The sequence below is a fragment of the Propioniciclava coleopterorum genome, from assembly GCF_011393335.1.
In the GTDB taxonomy this organism is placed as follows: Bacteria; Actinomycetota; Actinomycetes; order Propionibacteriales; family Propionibacteriaceae; genus Propioniciclava; species Propioniciclava coleopterorum.
On the sequence record NZ_CP049865.1, the window covers coordinates 1,481,656 to 1,497,961 of the forward strand.

Annotated in this window: 19 protein-coding genes and 2 pseudogenes; 12 read left to right on the plus strand and 9 right to left on the minus strand. The window is 74.4% G+C overall.

Annotated features, from left to right (window positions below):
• Positions 1 to 82: 82 nt before the first annotated feature.
• The gene (locus G7070_RS07145; RefSeq protein WP_166233110.1) at positions 83 to 1,474 is read right to left on the minus strand and encodes a GntP family permease; all 1,392 of its coding nucleotides are present in this window, start codon (positions 1,472 to 1,474) and stop codon (positions 83 to 85) included.
• 267 nt (positions 1,475 to 1,741) lie between these two features.
• Between G7070_RS07145 and G7070_RS19545 the strand changes: the two genes are divergently transcribed.
• The 4 genes from G7070_RS19545 to G7070_RS07165 all read left to right on the plus strand — a co-directional run bounded on the left by G7070_RS19545 (position 1,742) and on the right by G7070_RS07165 (position 4,253).
• Entirely contained in the window at positions 1,742 to 1,972 is a 231-nt protein-coding gene (locus tag G7070_RS19545) for an ArsR/SmtB family transcription factor (RefSeq protein ID WP_348981488.1), read from the plus strand.
• Positions 1,969 to 2,880 (plus strand): cation diffusion facilitator family transporter, encoded by a 912-nt coding sequence (locus tag G7070_RS07155; protein WP_166233112.1) that lies wholly within the window; start codon positions 1,969 to 1,971, stop codon positions 2,878 to 2,880. The genes G7070_RS19545 and G7070_RS07155 overlap by 4 nt, the downstream gene beginning before the upstream one ends.
• Before the next feature lie 16 nt (positions 2,881 to 2,896).
• Positions 2,897 to 3,430: a hypothetical protein gene (locus G7070_RS07160; RefSeq protein WP_166233114.1), complete on the plus strand. Its 534-nt coding sequence runs from the start codon at positions 2,897 to 2,899 to the stop codon at positions 3,428 to 3,430.
• Between the two features lie 67 nt (positions 3,431 to 3,497).
• Positions 3,498 to 4,253, plus strand: a complete 756-nt coding sequence (locus tag G7070_RS07165; protein WP_166233116.1) for a phosphotransferase — start codon at positions 3,498 to 3,500, stop codon at positions 4,251 to 4,253.
• 122 nt (positions 4,254 to 4,375) lie between these two features.
• On the opposite strand, the gene G7070_RS07170 is transcribed toward G7070_RS07165, so the two are convergent.
• Both G7070_RS07170 and G7070_RS07175 read right to left on the minus strand, forming a co-directional pair.
• Positions 4,376 to 4,681, minus strand: coding sequence for an SHOCT domain-containing protein (locus G7070_RS07170; protein WP_166233118.1), 306 nt, complete (start codon positions 4,679 to 4,681; stop codon positions 4,376 to 4,378).
• A 3-nt stretch (positions 4,682 to 4,684) separates the two neighbouring features.
• Positions 4,685 to 5,020, minus strand: a complete 336-nt coding sequence (locus G7070_RS07175; protein ID WP_206080001.1) for an SHOCT domain-containing protein — start codon at positions 5,018 to 5,020, stop codon at positions 4,685 to 4,687.
• A gap of 245 nt (positions 5,021 to 5,265) precedes the next feature.
• Here G7070_RS07175 and G7070_RS07180 point away from each other — a divergent pair, with 245 nt between their 5' ends.
• The 4 genes and pseudogenes from G7070_RS07180 to G7070_RS19825 form a co-directional block, all read left to right on the plus strand.
• Positions 5,266 to 6,429 (plus strand): sensor histidine kinase, encoded by a 1,164-nt coding sequence (locus tag G7070_RS07180; RefSeq protein WP_166233121.1) that lies wholly within the window; start codon positions 5,266 to 5,268, stop codon positions 6,427 to 6,429.
• Positions 6,426 to 7,088 (plus strand): response regulator, encoded by a 663-nt coding sequence (locus tag G7070_RS07185; protein ID WP_166233123.1) that lies wholly within the window; start codon positions 6,426 to 6,428, stop codon positions 7,086 to 7,088. Before G7070_RS07180 ends, G7070_RS07185 begins: the two co-directional genes overlap by 4 nt.
• Before the next feature lie 67 nt (positions 7,089 to 7,155).
• Positions 7,156 to 8,265: an FAD-dependent oxidoreductase gene (locus tag G7070_RS07190; RefSeq protein WP_166233125.1), complete on the plus strand. Its 1,110-nt coding sequence runs from the start codon at positions 7,156 to 7,158 to the stop codon at positions 8,263 to 8,265.
• 7 nt (positions 8,266 to 8,272) lie between these two features.
• Positions 8,273 to 8,671 (plus strand): annotated as a pseudogene (locus G7070_RS19825) (sigma factor); the annotation flags it as partial.
• Here G7070_RS19825 and G7070_RS07200 read toward each other — a convergent pair.
• The 4 genes and pseudogenes from G7070_RS07200 to G7070_RS07215 all read right to left on the minus strand — a co-directional run bounded on the left by G7070_RS07200 (position 8,656) and on the right by G7070_RS07215 (position 10,557).
• A complete protein-coding gene (locus G7070_RS07200) occupies positions 8,656 to 8,949 on the minus strand; it encodes a hypothetical protein (RefSeq protein WP_166233127.1) in 294 nt (97 codons plus the stop codon). The pseudogene G7070_RS19825 and the gene G7070_RS07200 overlap by 16 nt on opposite strands.
• A 185-nt stretch (positions 8,950 to 9,134) precedes the next feature.
• Positions 9,135 to 9,716, minus strand: coding sequence for a pirin-like C-terminal cupin domain-containing protein (locus tag G7070_RS07205; RefSeq protein ID WP_246227467.1), 582 nt, complete (start codon positions 9,714 to 9,716; stop codon positions 9,135 to 9,137).
• A gap of 29 nt (positions 9,717 to 9,745) precedes the next feature.
• Positions 9,746 to 10,063, minus strand: a pseudogene (locus G7070_RS19830) (pirin family protein); the annotation flags it as partial.
• The gene (locus G7070_RS07215) at positions 10,048 to 10,557 is read right to left on the minus strand and encodes a glycine cleavage system transcriptional repressor (protein ID WP_166233132.1); all 510 of its coding nucleotides are present in this window, start codon (positions 10,555 to 10,557) and stop codon (positions 10,048 to 10,050) included. The gene G7070_RS07215 and the pseudogene G7070_RS19830, both read right to left, overlap by 16 nt.
• A gap of 137 nt (positions 10,558 to 10,694) precedes the next feature.
• On the opposite strand from G7070_RS07215, the gene G7070_RS07220 reads away from it, so the two are divergent.
• The 3 genes from G7070_RS07220 (at position 10,695) to G7070_RS17680 (ending at position 12,579) form a co-directional block, all read left to right on the plus strand.
• Positions 10,695 to 11,312, plus strand: a complete 618-nt coding sequence (locus G7070_RS07220; RefSeq protein ID WP_166233134.1) for a hypothetical protein — start codon at positions 10,695 to 10,697, stop codon at positions 11,310 to 11,312.
• Positions 11,313 to 11,407: 95 nt separating this feature from the next.
• A complete protein-coding gene (locus G7070_RS17675) occupies positions 11,408 to 12,166 on the plus strand; it encodes an MFS transporter (protein WP_206080002.1) in 759 nt (252 codons plus the stop codon).
• Positions 12,124 to 12,579: an MFS transporter gene (locus G7070_RS17680; RefSeq protein ID WP_206080003.1), complete on the plus strand. Its 456-nt coding sequence runs from the start codon at positions 12,124 to 12,126 to the stop codon at positions 12,577 to 12,579. Before G7070_RS17675 ends, G7070_RS17680 begins: the two co-directional genes overlap by 43 nt.
• A 6-nt stretch (positions 12,580 to 12,585) precedes the next feature.
• On the opposite strand, the gene G7070_RS07230 is transcribed toward G7070_RS17680, so the two are convergent.
• Positions 12,586 to 13,431 (minus strand): siderophore-interacting protein, encoded by an 846-nt coding sequence (locus G7070_RS07230; RefSeq protein ID WP_166233136.1) that lies wholly within the window; start codon positions 13,429 to 13,431, stop codon positions 12,586 to 12,588.
• A gap of 78 nt (positions 13,432 to 13,509) precedes the next feature.
• Between G7070_RS07230 and G7070_RS07235 the strand changes: the two genes are divergently transcribed.
• Positions 13,510 to 14,226 (plus strand): helix-turn-helix transcriptional regulator, encoded by a 717-nt coding sequence (locus G7070_RS07235; RefSeq protein WP_166233138.1) that lies wholly within the window; start codon positions 13,510 to 13,512, stop codon positions 14,224 to 14,226.
• A 742-nt stretch (positions 14,227 to 14,968) separates the two neighbouring features.
• Here the strand turns inward: G7070_RS07235 and serB are convergent.
• Complete coding sequence (gene serB / locus G7070_RS07240) at positions 14,969 to 16,171, minus strand: phosphoserine phosphatase SerB (protein ID WP_348981489.1); 1,203 nt, start codon at positions 16,169 to 16,171, stop codon at positions 14,969 to 14,971.
• Between the last annotated feature and the right edge of the window lie 135 nt (positions 16,172 to 16,306).

Sequence of the window (16,306 nt, forward strand, 5' to 3'; positions counted from 1 at the left end):
GACGCGCCGCCCACCCACGGGCGGCGCGCCGGCGAGGCGTTGTCACGGACGTTCGCGTCGCGCGGGACGGGCCGGTGGCGCCCTACAGCACCAGCGACAGCAGCCAGATGAACACGATCGACGTGACGCCCATGAGGAGCGTGACGAGGGTCTGGGTGCGGTAGCCCTGCTGCGGCGTCATGCCGCCGAAGTTGGTCACGACCCAGAAGTAGGAGTCGTTGGCGTGCGACACCGTCATCGCGCCGGCGGCGATGGCCATGACTGCGAGCGCGATCTCCACGGGGGTTGCCAGGCCCAGCGCGGGCAGCAGCGGCGCGACGATGCCGGCCGTCGTGACCAGCGCGACGGTCGAGGACCCCTGCGCCGTCTTGAGGATCGCCGAGAGCAGGAACGGGAAGAACAGCCCCACCGACGCCATCGCGGTGGCGTTGGAGGTGATGAACGTGACGATGTCGGTGCTCGCGATGACCTTGCCCAGGACGCCGCCGGCCGCCGTGATGAACAGGATCGGGCCGACGACCTTGAGCGTCTCGTTGGTCACCTCGTAGAACTCGCCCATCCGGTTGGTGACGGCCAGGACCGCCACCGCGATGAGGGTGCCGAGGCCCAGGGCGATGATCGGCGTCCCGAAGAACTTGGCGAGTTCGGCGCCGAAGCCGGTCCACTTCAGCATGGTGGCCAGGGAGCCCAGCGCCATGGCCAGGATCGGCACGATGATCGGCGCGAACGACAGCCAGGTGCTGGGCAGCTTGCCGTAGGACGCGCGCAGCTGCTCGTAGCCGGCCTCGATGTCGGCGTCGAGGTTCTCCTCGTCCTCCGACGAGGACACCCGGCGTCCCACCCACTGCGCGAACAGGTAGGCGACGATCAGCGACGGGATGGACACGAGCGCACCGAGCCCGATGACGAGCAGGAGGTGGTCGCCCACGCCGAGAGTGTTGGCAGCGGCGATCGGGCCGGGCGTCGGCGGGATGAAGACGTGCGAGGTGTAGAGGCCGGCCGACAGCGCGACGGTCATGGCGACCGAGGACGCCCCGGTGCGCCGGGCGAGCGCCTTGCGGATCGGGTTGAGGATGACGAAGCCCGAGTCGCAGAACACCGGGATCGAGACGACCCAGCCCATCAGCTCGATGGCGAGCACCGGACGCTTGGCGCCGACGAGCTTCACGATGGCGTCGGCCATCTTGAACGCCGCCCCCGTGACCTCCAGGATCATGCCGATCAGGGCGCCGAGGATGATGACGATGCCGATCGAGGTGAAGGTCCCGGAGAAGCCCTGCCCGATCACCGTGGCGATGCCGGGGATCGTCTTGTCGCCGACCTTGGCGTCGATGAGCGGGATGCCGCCCACCAGCCCGAAGATCAGCGAGATCGCCATGATCGACAGGAAGGGATGGATCTTCAGCTTCGAGATGGCGAGGATCATCGCCGCGATGGCGACGACGAAGGCGATGATGAGCGGAATGCCGGTCACTGGAGCTCCTTTGCTTCAGTTCGTCCTGGTGGGGCGCTGAGGGCACAGTAGCGATACCCGCAACGGGTGTTGACAGATTGCATGCGTTTGATTCATCGGTTTTCGGCGATATCATCGCCTCATGTCGAATCCGAGCGCCCTGGACGCCGAGCCCACGATCACCGGCCCCCAGCCCGAGGTCGCCACGCTGTTCCACGCGCTGTCCGAACCGACCCGGCTGGCGATCCTGACCCACCTCTCGGGGGCGAGCATCGCGTCCGGGACCTGGTGGAGCACCTCGGCCTGGCGCAGTCGACGGTCAGCCAGCACCTGGCGTGCCTGCGCGACTGCGGGCTGGTCGCGGTGCGGCCGCAGGGGCGGTCGTCCTGGTTCTCCCTGGCGGCACCCGCGCTGCTCGCCGACCTGCTGGGCGCCACCGAGGCCTTCGTCGCGGGCACCGGGATCGGCCCGTCGCTGCGCACCCACCACGACGACGGGGCGATCGGGGACGCGTCATGAGCCACGACCACCGCCACGGCGGCAACCGGACCCGGCTCGCGATCGCGTTCGGGATCACCGCGGCGCTGGTGGTGATCCAGTTCGTCGGCAGCATCGTCACCGGCTCGCTGGCGCTGCTCACCGACACCGCCCACGCGCTCACCGATGCGTCCGGCCTGCTCGTGGCCCTCGTCGCGGCGACGCTGATGCTCCGGCCGGCCACCTCCCGGCGCACGTGGGGGTTCGCGCGCGTCGAGGTCCTCGCCGCCCTGGGGCAAGCGACCGTCCTGCTGGCCGTGGGGCTCTACACCGCCGTCGAGGGGGTCCGGCGCCTGTTCGCGCCGCCCGAGGTACCCGCCGGGGAACTGCTCGCCTTCGGCGTCCTCGGCCTGGTCGCCAACCTGGTCGCGATCGCGATCCTGGCCGGCCACCGGGACGCGAACCTCAACATGCGCGCCGCCTTCCTGGAGGTGCTGAACGACGCGCTGGGCTCGCTGGGCGTCATCGCGGCCGCCGTGGTGATCGCCACGACGGGCTTCCAGCGGGCCGACGCGCTGGCCGGCCTGTTCATCGCCGCGCTGATCGTGCCGCGCGCGTTCCGGATCATGCGGGAGACGTTCGCGGTGCTGATGGAGGCCGCCCCGGCGGGCGTCGACCTGGAACAGGTCCGCGAGCATCTCGCCGAGCTCGGCGGGGTCGAGGCCGTCCACGACCTGCACGCGTCCACGATCGGTACCGGGCTGCCCGTCGTCAGCGCGCACCTCGTCGTGGCCGAGGAGGCGTTCCGCTCCGGCGCCGTGCCGACGCTGCTCGCCGACGCCCATTCCTGCCTGCGCGAACACTTCCCCGTCTGCTTCGAGCATGCGACGATTCAGATCGAGACGGCCACCTTCCGGGCCGACGAGCCGCACGGCGTCCTGCACGCCTGAGGGAAGGAGCGACGCCATGGTGCGAGCCCAGCGGGACGGGGCGGGCCCGGAGGCCCTGCGTGCCGCGACCGGAAGGACGCACGAGGAGTGGCGCGCGCTGCTCACCGACGCCGGCGCTCTCGACTGGGACCACGGCCGCATCGCCGCGCACCTCGTCGAGGAGCACGGCGTCGACGGCTGGTGGGCCCAGGGGATCACCGTGGACTTCGAGCAGGCCTGCCAGGGGCGGCTGCCCGGGCAGCGCGCCGACGGGACGTTCGCGGTGTCCCGCACCCGCACCCTGCCCGGCGAGCGGCTCGACGCCCTCGCGACGCTCGTCGCGGCGGTCGCCGGGGAGGTGGGCGAACCCGCGCGCAGCAACCTGCAGGCCCGCACGCCCGTCGTCCGGTGGCGCCTGCCCGACGACAGCCGGCTCGCCGCCACCGCGCTCGCACCCACCCGCTCGGGCACGCCGGTGAACCTCACCTGGGAGAAGATCCCGGACGCCGCCGCGATGGCCGCGGCCACCGCCCGCCTCGAGGCGATGCTGGGCCGCGCCCTGGCCTCCTGAGCGGCCGCCGGCGGCTTCGTGGCCGTACGGACGCGCGGCCCGGCGCCTCCTCGGTAGGCTGTGCCCCATGGCCAAGCCCGAGAAGCCGAAGCCGGAGAAGCCCCTCGAGGGCGGCAACATGACGCCGGTCTCGCGCCTCGGCGACCAGGTTCTCCGCGAGGCGGGGCCGTGGACGCCGACCATCCAGCGCCTTCTGGCGCACCTGCGCGACCGGGGGCTCGACTGGGTCCCCGAGCCGCAGGGCTGGACCAAGGACGGCCGCGAGGCGCTGTCCTACCTGAAGGGGAAGGTCCCGATCTACCCGCTGCCCGACTGGGTCTACGACGAGGCCGTCCTGCGCGACGGCGCCCGGTTCCTGCGGGCGCTGCACGACGCCACCGCCGACTACGAGGACCCCGAGGCGACCTGGCGCGGCGTCCCCCGGCAGCCCCACGAGGTGATCTGCCACAACGACTTCGCGCCCTACAACATGGTCTTCCGCGACCGGGAACTCGTGGGCGTCATCGACTGGGACTTCGCCGCCCCGGGGCCGCGGCTGTGGGATCTGGCCTACTACGCCTACCGCACGGTCCCGCTGATGCGGTCGGACAACCCCGACTCCCCCACCATCTCGATCGACCTGCTCGTCCGCATCCAGCTCATGCTGGACGCCTACGGCTCCGACGCCTCCGTGCCCGAACTGCTGGCGGTCATCGTCGAGCGCCTCGACGAGCTCGCCAGCTTCACCCACACCCACGGGCTGCGCCGCAAGAACGACAAGCTCCTGGCCGACGCGAAGAACTACTCCCTGGACGCCGCCTTCCTGGGCGGCCTGCTGCGCTGACCGGAGGCGCACTCCCCTCAGCACCACACCGCAGACGCCCGTTGGCAGGCATCACCGCCAACCCGCGCCGGGACGGCAGGGACCCCGCGCGCCGGTGGGCGCGCGGGGTCGGATGGGTCGGATCAGCGGCTCTGCAGCATGCTCAGCCGCTCGAGGTACTCGTCGGGGGTGAGGTCACCCTCGGCGAGCCGGTGCGCCAGGATGCGCTCGGGATCCTGCGGGACGGACCAGCCGGCCGGCGGGCCCCAGGGGGCGGGGACCGACGCCGGGACCTGGCCGGGCGCCGGCGCCGAGGCGGGCGGCGGTCCGGCGAAGGCCGGCGTGTAGTGCGCCGCCACGGGGCGGCGGCGTCCGGCCCACTCGAAGGGGCCGAGGCGTCCCACTTGGGAGAGCACGAACAGGAAGAGCAGCAGGGCGATCAGGAACATGGCTCACTCCTTCCCGGTGGACCCGGCGGTGCCGGTCGGGCCGTTGGGGCCGTGGGGCTGCGAGCCCCGCAGGACGGAGCTGCGCTCCAGGTACTCCTCGGGCGTGATGTCGCCGTTGGCCAGGCGCTCGGCCAGGCGGGCCAGCGCCTCGTCCTCGGCGGACGGCCGCCCGAAGCCGGGGTGGCCGGGATGGCCGGGGCGTCCGGGGGCGAACCGGACCGGGCCGAGCCGGCCCTTGCGCACCAGCACGAACAGCAGCAGCCCCAGCAGAAGGAGCGGGAACAGCATCGGGAAGAAGAATCCATGGCCGCCCATGTGGAGCGGGATCAACGTGGTCATCATGGGTTCCATCGAACGCGGTCGGCGTCTCGCAGCCATCGGGACCAGGGCTGAATCCGCTCCGGCGCCGGATACGCGCCTGAACGTACGCCAGGCTCAGCCCGCTGACGTAGGCCGCTTCCCGCCGTGGTGCTGGACGGCCGCGCGCCGCCTCCGGATTGCCGGGTGCGGAGCCCCGCCCTACGTCGCTCGGCGTAGGCGCGCGGGCCGATCCGCGCGGCCGCCCCGACCCGTAGGCTCGTCGCATGCGCGCCTGGATCGGACACCTCGTCGCGGCGGCGGCGTCCGTCGTCACGATGGGCGCCACCGCGAAGCTGGCCACGCGCATCGACCTCGGGATGCCGCATCAGCGCCCCACCATCGGGCCGCCCGACACCGAGCCGCTGCCGCTCCTGCTCACCGGGGGGATCTGGGTCGCGGCGGCCGGCCTGCTGCTCCTGCGCGTCCGTCCCCGGCTCGGGTTCACGATGGTGTGCGCCGGGCTGGTGCTCTACGGGCTCACCGGTGGTCCCGGCTTCGGCATGTTCGTGCCGGCGAGCGTCGGGGCGGCCCTGCTGGTGGCCCGCTCCGGGCTGCGGTCCGCGGCACCCTTCCTGGCGCTGGTCCCGCTGGCCCTGTGGTCCCCCGACTGGACGCGCGAGGCGCTGGGCACCGGCGACCTCAACACCTGGCGCGGCGTCGTCACCGGCACCGTGTGGGCGCTGCTGCCCGCGCTGGCGGTGTCGGTGGTCGCGTCGCGCCGCCAGGCCGCGGCCCGCGAGCGCGCCGACGCCCTCGAGCGGGCCGCCTCGGACGAGCGGCTGCGCCTGGCGCGCGAGATCCACGACGTGGTCGGGCACTCCCTGTCGATGATCTCGCTGCAGTCCGCGGTCGCCCTCCGCGTCCTGGACGCCGACCCGGGCCAGGCCCGCGCGTCGCTGGAGGCGATCCGCGGCGCGTCGAAGGACGCCCTCGCCGAACTGCGGCACACGCTCGGCGTGTTCCGCGGCGACGAGGACGTGCCGCGCGCCCCCACCCCGACGCTGGCGGCCGTCGCGCGCCTCGTGGCCGACGTGCGGGCGAGCGGCGTGACCGTCGACCTCGCCCCGCTCCCGGACGCCGACGGGCTGGGCGCCGCCGAGCAGGCCGCCGCCTACCGCATCGTCCAGGAGTCCCTGACCAACGCCGTCCGGCACGCGCCGGGCCGCGCCGTCTCCGTGCGGGTGGAGCGCGGACCGACGGGGCTGGACCTGCGCATCGTCAACGACCTCTCCCCGGACGCCGCCGCCGACGCCCCGCTCAGCGAGGGCGGCGGGCTGCGCGGCATGCGGGAGCGCGCCACCGCCCTCGGGGGCACGTTCCGCGCCTCGCGGGAGGGCGGCCGCTTCGTGGTCGCCGCCACGCTCCCCACCGACCAGGAGACCGCATGACCGACCCCGACATCCGCGTCCTGCTGGTCGACGACCAGCCGCTGGTCCGCATGGGGCTGCGCGCCCTGATCGCCTCCGAGCCCGGGATGACCGTGGTGGGCGAGGCCTCCGACGGCGAGGAGGGGATCGCCGCCGTGCGCCGCGAGCGCCCCGACGTGGTGCTCATGGACATCCGGATGCCCGGCGTCGACGGGCTGACCGCGCTGCGCACCCTCAGCGAGGACGCCGACCTGACCGGCACCCGCGTGGTCATGCTCACCACGTTCGAGCTGGACGAGTACGTCTTCGCCGCCCTCGAGTCGGGCGCCGCCGGGTTCCTCATCAAGGACGCCGACCCCGACGACATCGTGCGCGGCATCCACGCCGCGGCGGCCGGGGAGTCGCTGCTGTCCCCCACCGTGACCCGCCGCGTCATCGCGACCTTCACCCCGGGGCGTCGGCGGCCGTCCACCCCGCACCCGGGGCTGGGCGACCTCACCGAACGCGAGCGCGAGGTGCTCGGGCTGATCGGCGAGGGGCTCAACAACGACGAGATCGCGCAGCGGCTGTTCATCTCCAAGGCGACCGCCCGCACCCACGTGAGCCACATCCTGCTCAAGCTCGGCGCCCGCGACCGGCCGCAGCTCGTCGTGATCGCCTTCCAGGCCGGGATGGTCTGAACCCGTCACATTCCGCCCCCCACCGGTGTCGGTTACCCGACGACCCGTCCCCGCCGAAGGAGCGCCCATGACCCCGTCCGCCCCGCCCACCGTCGTGATCGGCGCCGGCTACGCCGGCGTGATGGCCGCCAACCGCCTCGCCGGGCGCGACTCCCCGGTCGTCCTGGTCGCCCCGGGCACCCGGTTCGTCGAGCGCATCCGGTTGCACCGGTTCGCCTCCGGCGACCGTCCGGCGGCCGACGTCGCCCTGGCGTCCGTGCTGCACCCGGCCGTCGGCCGGGTCGAGGACCGGGTGACCCGCATCGACGCGCCCCGGCGGCGCCTCACGCTCGCGTCCGGGGCCGAGATCGGCTTCGGATCCGCCGTGTACGCCGTCGGCTCCGGCGCCGCCGCCCGGCGTCCCGGTCGGCACCGCGTCGACACGCTCGAGCACGCCCTGGCGCTGCGCGCGGCCCTGCACCGCGACCCGGACGCCCCGGTGACGGTCCTCGGCTCCGGGCTCACCGGGGTGGAGTTGGCCGCCGTCCTCGCCGGACGCCGCCCCGTCGCGCTCGTCTCGGCCGACGGCCTGGCGTCCGGCCGCGCCCCGGCCGCGCACCGCCGCGCGCTCGAGCGCCGGGGCGTCCGGGTGCTGCCCCGCTCCGGCTTCGACCCCGAACGGCCGCCCGCCGGCATCGTCGTGGACTGCACCGGCTTCGGCGTCCCGACGCTGGCGCGCGACTCGGGCCTGCCCGTCGACGACCGGGGTCGGCTCCTCGTCGACCGGACGCTCGCCGTCCGCGGCGTGCCGGGGCTCGTCGGGGCCGGGGACGCGGTGGTCGTCCCGGCGCTGACGCACCTGCGTCCGAGCTGCGCCGCCGCCCTGCCGATGGGCGCGCACGCCGCCGACGCGCTCGCCGCCCAGCGGGACGGGCGGGACGCGCCGGCGCTGGACCTGGGGCACCTCCTGCAGTGCGTCGACCTGGGCCGGGGCCGCGGGCGCGTCCAACTGCTGCACCCCGACGACCGGGAGCGCCCGTTCGCGCTGACCGGCCCGGCGGGAGCGGGCGTCAAGGAGGCGGTGTGCCGGATGACGGTGCGCTGGCTGCAGCAGGAGGCGCAGCGCCCCGGGCGCTACAGCTGGCCCGCCGGGCCGCGCGGCACGGACGCCGGGCCGGCCACGCCCGCGGCGGCGTGAGGGCCGCATGGACGCCGACCAGTTCGTCCAGTACCGCCCGGCCATGCTGGCGGCGGCGTACCACATCACCGGCTCGCGGGTCGACGCCGAGGACGTGGTGCAGGAGTGCTGGCTGCGCTGCGCCGACCTGGACCCCACCCGGATCGGCGCGCCGGGCCGCTACCTCGCGGTGACGGCGTCCCGGCTCGCCCTGAACCTGCAGCGCAGCCGTCGACGCCGGCGCGAGTCCTACGTCGGGCCCTGGCTGCCCGAGCCGGTGGTCGCCGACGGCGACCCCGACTGGGCGCTGCTGCAGCGGGAGGGCCTGGGGCTGGCGCTCGACGTCGTCCTCAGCACCCTCAGCCCCGAGCAGGCGACCGCGTTCGTGCTGCGCGAGGTGCTGCAGCTCGACTACGCCGCCGTCGCCGAGGCGGTCGACCGCAGCGTCCCCGCCGCCCGCCAGCTCGTCTCCCGGGCCCGCCGCGCGGTGGCCGGCCGGCCGGTGCCCGCGCGCGCCCGGGACGCCGAGGCGGTGGCGGCGTTGGCCGCGGCGATCCTGCGCGAGGACGCGGCGGCCGTGGTCGCCCTCCTGGCCCCCGACGCGGCGCTCACCAGCGACGCCGGGGGCGGGTCAGCGCGGCCCGCCGTCCCGTGCAGGGTGCCGAGCAGGTCGCCCGCTTCCTGGTGGGGCTCGCGTCCCGGCACGCCGCCACCCTGGAGGCCGCCGTGGTCAACGGCGCCCCGGGGGCGCTCGTGTTCGAGGGCGGCGCGCTCACCACGGTGGTGGGCCTGCGGTGCGGCGAGGACGGGATCGCCTCGCTGTTCCTGGTCCGCAACCCGGACAAGCTCGCCCGCGTGGACGCCGCGGCGGCGCGCGCCTGGACCCGGGCTCAGGCCGGCGAACGGTGCTTGGGCAGCAGCCGGACCGAGGGCAGCGGCGGCGCCGCGACGAGCGAGCCGGGGTCGACGCCGGGCGGGGGCGCGAACGAGGTCGACCCGCCGGCGCGGGCCTCCTCGTAGGCGGCCCGCCACGCGACGACCTCGTCGTGGTCGCCCGCGACGAAGTTCCACCACGGCACGAACGGCTCGGGGACCTCCCCGCCCAGCACCAGCGCACGGACCACGTGCCCCGCGTCCGCCCCGACCGAGACCGACAGAGAATCCTGGCCTGCGACCACCGCCAGGTGGCCGGGCGGCACGGCGACGCCCTCGACCGTCAGCGGCTCGTCCAGCGCGAGGATGCCGAACTCCCAGCCGTCGGGGATCGCGAGTTGGAGCGGGTCGTGCGAGGCGAACCGCACCTCCGCCCCGGCGGCCGGGCAGAACACCTCGACCGGGGAGTCCTCCCAGCCGAGCTCACCGACGAAGATCGCGACCTCGTGGTCGCCGAACCGCACGGGCTCCGGGGCGAACTCCTCCACGGACGCGGCCCGGTGCCGCTCCGCGGCCGGCAGCACCAGCCCCAGCGCCACCCCGCGGGGGGCGCGTCCCCGATCGATTCCTCGGCGTGCACGACCCCGTCCCCGGCCGTCAGCATCAGGACGTGCCCGGGCACGATGTCGGCGCGGGTGCCGAGGCCGTCGGTGTGCCGCAGCGCGCCGTCGAACAGCCAGGTCATGGACTGCATCCCGGCGTGGCCGTGCGGCGTGGCGCCCGCCCAGGGAGCCGAGCCGGTCCCGGGGCCGAAGGCGTCCACGAACCACCAGGGTCCGACGCTGAGGTGCCCCTTCTGCGGGACGGTGCGGGCGACGGCCGTGCTGCCGTCCCCGGCGACGGTGGCGCGGGGTGGCAGGACCGCGGTGCTCACTTCTGCGCCCATGTCAGGTCCACCATGAGTTCGGTGGCGAGGCGTTCCAGGTCGGCGCGGACGGCGTCCATGACCGCCGGGTCGGCGGCGTCCACGACGAGGCGCGCCTCGAACAGGCGCCCGCCGGCCATGGGGGCCTCGCGGGTGTCGGTGGACAGTTCCTCGATCGAGAGTCCGTGGCGGGCGAAGACCCGGGAGACGTCGCGGACGATGCCGGGCCGGTCGTTGCCCAGCACCTCCAGCGTGACCTGCGAGTCGTGCTCCGCGGCGGCGTCCGAGCCGCCCTGCACCACGACCTCCAGGCCCTCGATAGCACGGACCGCGGCGGTGAAGTCGGCGGCGCGGGCGTCGGGGATCTCGGCGACGACGATGCCGGCGAAGGCGCCGGCGAGTTCGGCGAGCTGGCTCCGCGTCCAGTTCCCGCCATGATCGGCCACAACGGTGGCCAGCGCGTTGACCAGTCCGGCACGGTCCGTGCCGATGACGGTGATCACCAGGGTGCTCATTCCGCCACACTACCCGCGTCCCGACCCCGGAGAACCGGCCCGATCGGGCCCCTTTCGCGTCGGCGTCCGGGGAGGCAACCGACGGCCACCGAAGCGGCCCGGCGGGGCCTCCTCACCTAGGCTGGAGGATCGTGGGGATGGTGGTCGTTTGGGGGTGGGTCTGCGCCCTCGCAGGCTCGGTCGTGTCGGTGCCTCAGGTGGTGCGTCTGCTGCGGGCGGGCACCAGTGAAGGCGTGTCGCTGCTGATGTGGCAGCTGCTGCTCGGCGTCGGCATCGGCTGGACGTCGCACGGCCTGCTCGTCGGCCACGCGAACCTCGTCGTCCCCAACGTCGTGAGTTCGATCCTGTCGATCCTCGTCCTGGTGATGCTGCAGCGCGACCGCCGCCTGAGCACAGCCCGCGTCTGGCCGCTCGGCCTCGCCGTGGGGGCGGCGTGCATCGCGGTGGAGGTGCTGGGCTCGGCGGCCTGGTTCGGCATCGTCGCGGTCGTCCCGGTCGCGGTCGGCATGTTCGGCCAGACCCGCAACCTGATCCGCTCCCCCGACATCTCCGGCATCTCCGGCGCCTACCTCCTGGGGGCCTTCGGCCTGCAGGGGATGTGGCTGTCCTGGGCCGCGCTGGCGGGCGACATCTCCACCCTGATCTGCTCGTCGGTCGTCGGGGTGATCTGCGGCCTCAACGCGGCCCTGTGGCTGCTGCGCACCCGCCGTACCGTGGTCATCGGCGTCCCGACCGCCCAGGACATGGCAGCCTAGGGCCATCCCCACCACCTGAAACGTCCCAACGGGGCGGCGACGAAGCGAAGGAAGTGAGCGGTGTGACGGCGGCGGTCACGCGCAGGCGGGAGCCGGTGCCCCGCGAGATCTGGGTCCTCGTCGCCGCGGCGCTGCTCATCGCGCTCGGCTTCGGCCTCATCGCCCCGATCCTGCCGCAGTTCGCCGCCAGCTTCGACGTCGGCTTCGGGGCCGCGTCCGCGATCGTCACGGTGTTCGCGCTGGCCAGGATGGCCTTCGCGCCCGCCGCCGGCGCGCTGATCGCCCGCTTCGGCGAGCGCTGGATGTACATCGCCGGCCTGTCGGGGGTGGCCGTCTCCTCGTTCCTGTGCGCCGCCGCCCGGGGCTACTGGGACCTGCTGCTGTGGCGCGGGCTGGGCGGCATCGGCTCGGTGACCTTCACGGTCTCGTCGATGGGCCTGCTCGTGCGGCTCGCGCCCGTGCACGCCCGCGGCCGGATGTCGGCGCTCTACGGCAGCGCGTTCCTCATCGGCAACATCTGCGGCCCGATCCTGGGCACGTTCCTGTCGGAGTTCGGCTACCGGTTCGCCCTGTTCGTCTACGGCATCTCCGTGGTCGTCGCCGTCATCGTCGTGCTGGTCTTCCTGCGCGACCCCGCCCGCCGCGACGGCGACGACGACGTGCGCCCGCGCGTCCTGCTGTCGGAGGTGCTCCGGCTGCCCGAGTACCGGGCGCTGCTGGTGTCGGGCTTCGCGAACGGGTGGGCGACGTTCGGCGTCCGGATCGCGCTGGTGCCGCTGATGGCGGTGTCCATCCCGTCGATCGGCGCCCCATGGCGGGCTTCGCGCTCACCCTGTTCGCCGTCGGCAACGTGATCGGCCAGCAGTTCACGGGGCGGCTCGTGGACGCCGTGGGGCGGCGTCCGGTGCTCATGACCGGGCTGCTGATCGCCGGGCTGACGACCATCGTGTTCGGCTGGGCGCAGGCCGTCCCGATCTTCCTGGGGCTGTCGATGCTCGGCGGCGTCGGCGCCTCGATGATCCAGCCGGCGTCCCAGGCGATGCTGGCCGACATCATCGGCTCGGACCGCAACGGCGGCCAGGCGCTGTCGGTCTTCTCGATGGCGACCGACCTGGGCACCATCATCGGGACGCTGCTGGCCGGCTTCATCGCGGACGCCTTCGGCTTCGGATGGGCCTTCTTCCTGACCGGCGTCACGCTGCTGCTGAGCATGATCCCGTGGTACCGGGTGCGCCGCCTGGACGCCCCGGACGGCGCTCCCGCCTGACCGGGGTCAGTCCTCCTCGACCGCGTGGTGGTCGAAACCCGCGACGCCGCGGCGCCAGTAGCCGTCGACGTGGAAGGCGTGGCGCGGGTGCCCCGCCTCCCGCAGGACCCGCCGCACGGCCTTCATCGCCTCCGCCTCGCCGGCGGCCCACACGAACACGTCCTCCGGCGTGGGGCTGGTGCGCAGGGCGTCCGCGACGTCGTGGGCGAACAGGGCGCCGCGGTCCGCGTCCAGCGGTGCGACGTGACGACGCCAGTCCACGGTCGCCGGCACCGGCGGCGTCGTGAGCGGGTAGGCCTCGGGGCTCGACGCCACCGCGACCACGGTGACGTGTCCCGACAGCCCGGGCTCGTCCAGCCAGCGACCCAGGGCCGGCAGGGCGGCCTCGTCGCCGGCGAGGATCAGGTGGCGGTAGCCGGGCGGGTAGAGGTGGGAGCCCCGCGGCCCCAGGACGCCGAGGCGGTCGCCGGGGCGCGCCGCCGCGAACCAGCGTCCGGCCGGCCCGTGGTCGTGCAGGACGCCGTCGAGGACCAGCTCGTTCGCGGCCGGGTCGACGAAGCGGATCGTGTAGTCGCGCAGCTCGGGTCGCGGCCCGTCCCAGACGGGGCGGCCGTTCTCGAGGCGGGGCACCGCGACCGCGCCCGCGGCGTCCGGGAAGCTGAGCTTGACGTGGTCGCCCGAGCTCCACGGCGGGAACGGCACCGTGCCGGCCCGGTCGCCGGTGAGGACCACCCGGCGCAGCAGCGGGCTCAACTCCTCGACCCGGGCGACCTCCAGCACGCGGGGAGCGAGCGGGTGGCCGACGGTGGTGACCCCACGGCGGGGATCGAGACGCGCGAGTCCGGACAACATATTGGCAACGCTACCTTTGCCAATTGTGGTTAGGGTTGCCTAATCTGTGGGGAACGACAGCGATCCGAGGGATGCGACATGAACCGAGCGCCGGCGCGGGCCGTGACCCCGCGCGGCCGGCAGGGCCACCCGGACGCGCATCCCGTCGACGAGCTCACCTGGGTCACCTCCGGCAGGGTCGTGCTCACCATCGGGCGGGCCGCCTTCACCGCGACGCCGCAGCGGGCCGTCTACGTGCCCGCCGGCGTCGAGCATCGGGTCCAGGCGTCCGGGAGGTCGGCGGTGGTCCCGGTGTTCCTCCCCTCCCTGCGCCTGCTGGGCGAGCAGCCCCTGGACATCCCCCGCACGGCGGACCTCGACCGGCTCGCGGAACCTCTCGTGACGCCTCAACGCGCCGACGACCTGGTCGCGGCGATGGACGCCCTCCTGGCGCACCTGCGCCCCTGGGCCCGCACGACGATGCCGCCGCTGCCCAGCGAGCCGCGCGCCCGCCGCGTGGCCCAACGCGTGCTGGCCGCCCCGCACGACGCGGAACCGCTCACGTCGCTGGCCGCGGCCGCCGGCGTCAGCGCCCGGACGCTGCAGCGCACGTTCCTGTCCGAGACCGGCATGCCCTTCACCCGCTGGCGGGCCCGCTGCCGCCTCAGCGTCGGGGTGCACCTGCTGCGCGGGGGCGCCAGCGTCGCCGAGGCGGCCCGGGCGTCCGGCTACACGCCCTCGGCGTTCATCGCGCGCTACCGCGACGAGTTCGGCGTCACGCCCGGGCGCGAAGCCCGGCTGCTCCGCGCCCCCTGACCCGGTCAGGTCGCGGCGGGGTCGCCCCCGTTTGCGACAAGTCGCCCCCGCTTGCGGCGAGCCGCCCCGCTTTGTGACGAGCCGCCCCCGCTAGCTACGAATCGCCCCCGCTTACGACGAGCCGCCCCCGCTAGCAACGAATCGCCCCCGCTTACGACGAGCCGCCCCCGCTAGCAACGAATCGCCCCCGCTTACGACGAGCCGCCCCCGCTAGCAACGAATCGCCCCCGCTTACGACGAGCCGCCCCCGCTAGCAACGAATCGCCCCCGCTTACGACGAGCCGCCCCCGCTTGTCTCAGTCGCCCACGTAGGAACGGGGGCAACTGACGTAAACGGGGGCGTCTGGGTATCGGCGGGAGCGATCCCGCCACCACGACGCCCGCGTCTGCGGCGAGCCACCCCCACTGCGACGAGCCGCCCCCTCTTGCGACGAACCGCCCCGGTTCGCAACCAGTCGCCCTCGCTCACGACGAGCCGCCCCCTCTTGCGACGAGCCGCCCCCGCTCACGACGGATCGCCCCCTCTTACGACGAACTGCCCCCGCTTGTCTCAGTTGCCCACGTAGGAACGGGGGCGTCTGACGCATACGGGGGCATCTGGGAAGCGGGGGTGAGGGCCGCGACGCCCGCCTTTGCGGCGAGTGGGCCCGTTTGCGGCGCGTGCGGTTTGCGACGAGTCGCTCCGGTTTGTGACGAGTCGCCCGCGTCGCGCCGGCCCACCACCGCCGACTCCCGCAGTCGGCTACGCGTCCTCCGCGTCCGGGCGCCGCTGGGCGGCGGCGTCCTCGACCTCCTCGCGGCTGAACCCGAGCAGGTAGAGCACGGCGTCCAGGTAGGGCAGGTTGAGCGAGGTGTCGGCCGACGCCCGCACGGCGGGCTTGGCGTTGAACGCGATCCCGAGCCCGGCGGTGGCGAGCATGTCGAGGTCGTTGGCGCCGTCGCCGATCGCGACGGTGCGGCTCAGGGGGAGCCCCTCGGCGTCGGCGAACCGGCGCAGCGTGCGGGCCTTGGCCGCCCGGTCGACGACCTCGCCCGTGACGCGTCCGGTGAGGTGGCCGTCGACGACCTCCAGGGCGTTGGCGTGGACGTGCTCGATGCCCAGGGACGCGGCGAGCGGACCGACCACCTCGATGAAGCCGCCGCTGACGAGGCCGACCGCGAACCCGAGGTCGCGCAGTGTGGCCACCAGCGTGCGGGCTCCGGGCGTGAGGCGGATGTCGGCGCGCACGGCGTCGAAAACCGACACCGGCAGCCCGGCGAGCGTGGCGACGCGCTGGTGCAGCGACTCGGTGAAGTCGATCTCGCCGCGCATGGCGGCGCCGGTGACCGCGGCGACCTCCGCCTGCTTCCCGGCGTGCGCCGCGAGCAGTTCGATCACCTCGTCCTGGATGAGCGTGGAGTCGACGTCCATCACGACGAGGCGGCGGCCCTGCCGCGCCAGGCCGGCGGGCGACACCGACACGTCGAAGCCGGTCTCGGCCGCGGTGGCGGCCAGCGCCGGACGCAGGTGCGCGACGTCGGTGCCCGACACCACCAGTTCCAGGGTGGTCAGCGGGGTGCGCGACAGCCGGCGGATCCGGTCGATGTTGCCGCCGTGCTCGGTGACCACCCGCGACACCGCGGCCAGGTGCGTGGCGCGCAGCGGACGCCCCAGCACCGTCACGACCACCCGCTTGAGCCGGGGCGGGTTGTCGCCCAGGCCCTCGTCGATGGTGAGCCGGTACCCCAGGCGCGCGCAGGTGCCGGCGAGGCGGTCCTGCAGCGTGTCGAGGTCGTCGGGCAGCGATCCGAGCAGGAGCGCGATCGTCACCTGACCGCGGACGACCACCTGCTCCAGGTCGAGCACCTCGGTGCCGAGCCCGGCAATGGCCGACATCAGGGCGTGGGTGATGCCCGGCCTGTCGGGCCCGGTGAGCGTCGCGGACAACGTGAGGCGATCCAGCACGCCCCGATCCTGCCAGGAACCGCCGCGGGCCGCGCGTCCGTCCCGGACACACGGCCCCGGGGACGCCGCCGGCCACCCCGCCCCGCCGCCTCGGCGCCCTGCGGGCCGCGCGACCGGCATCCTCCCCGCGACCTG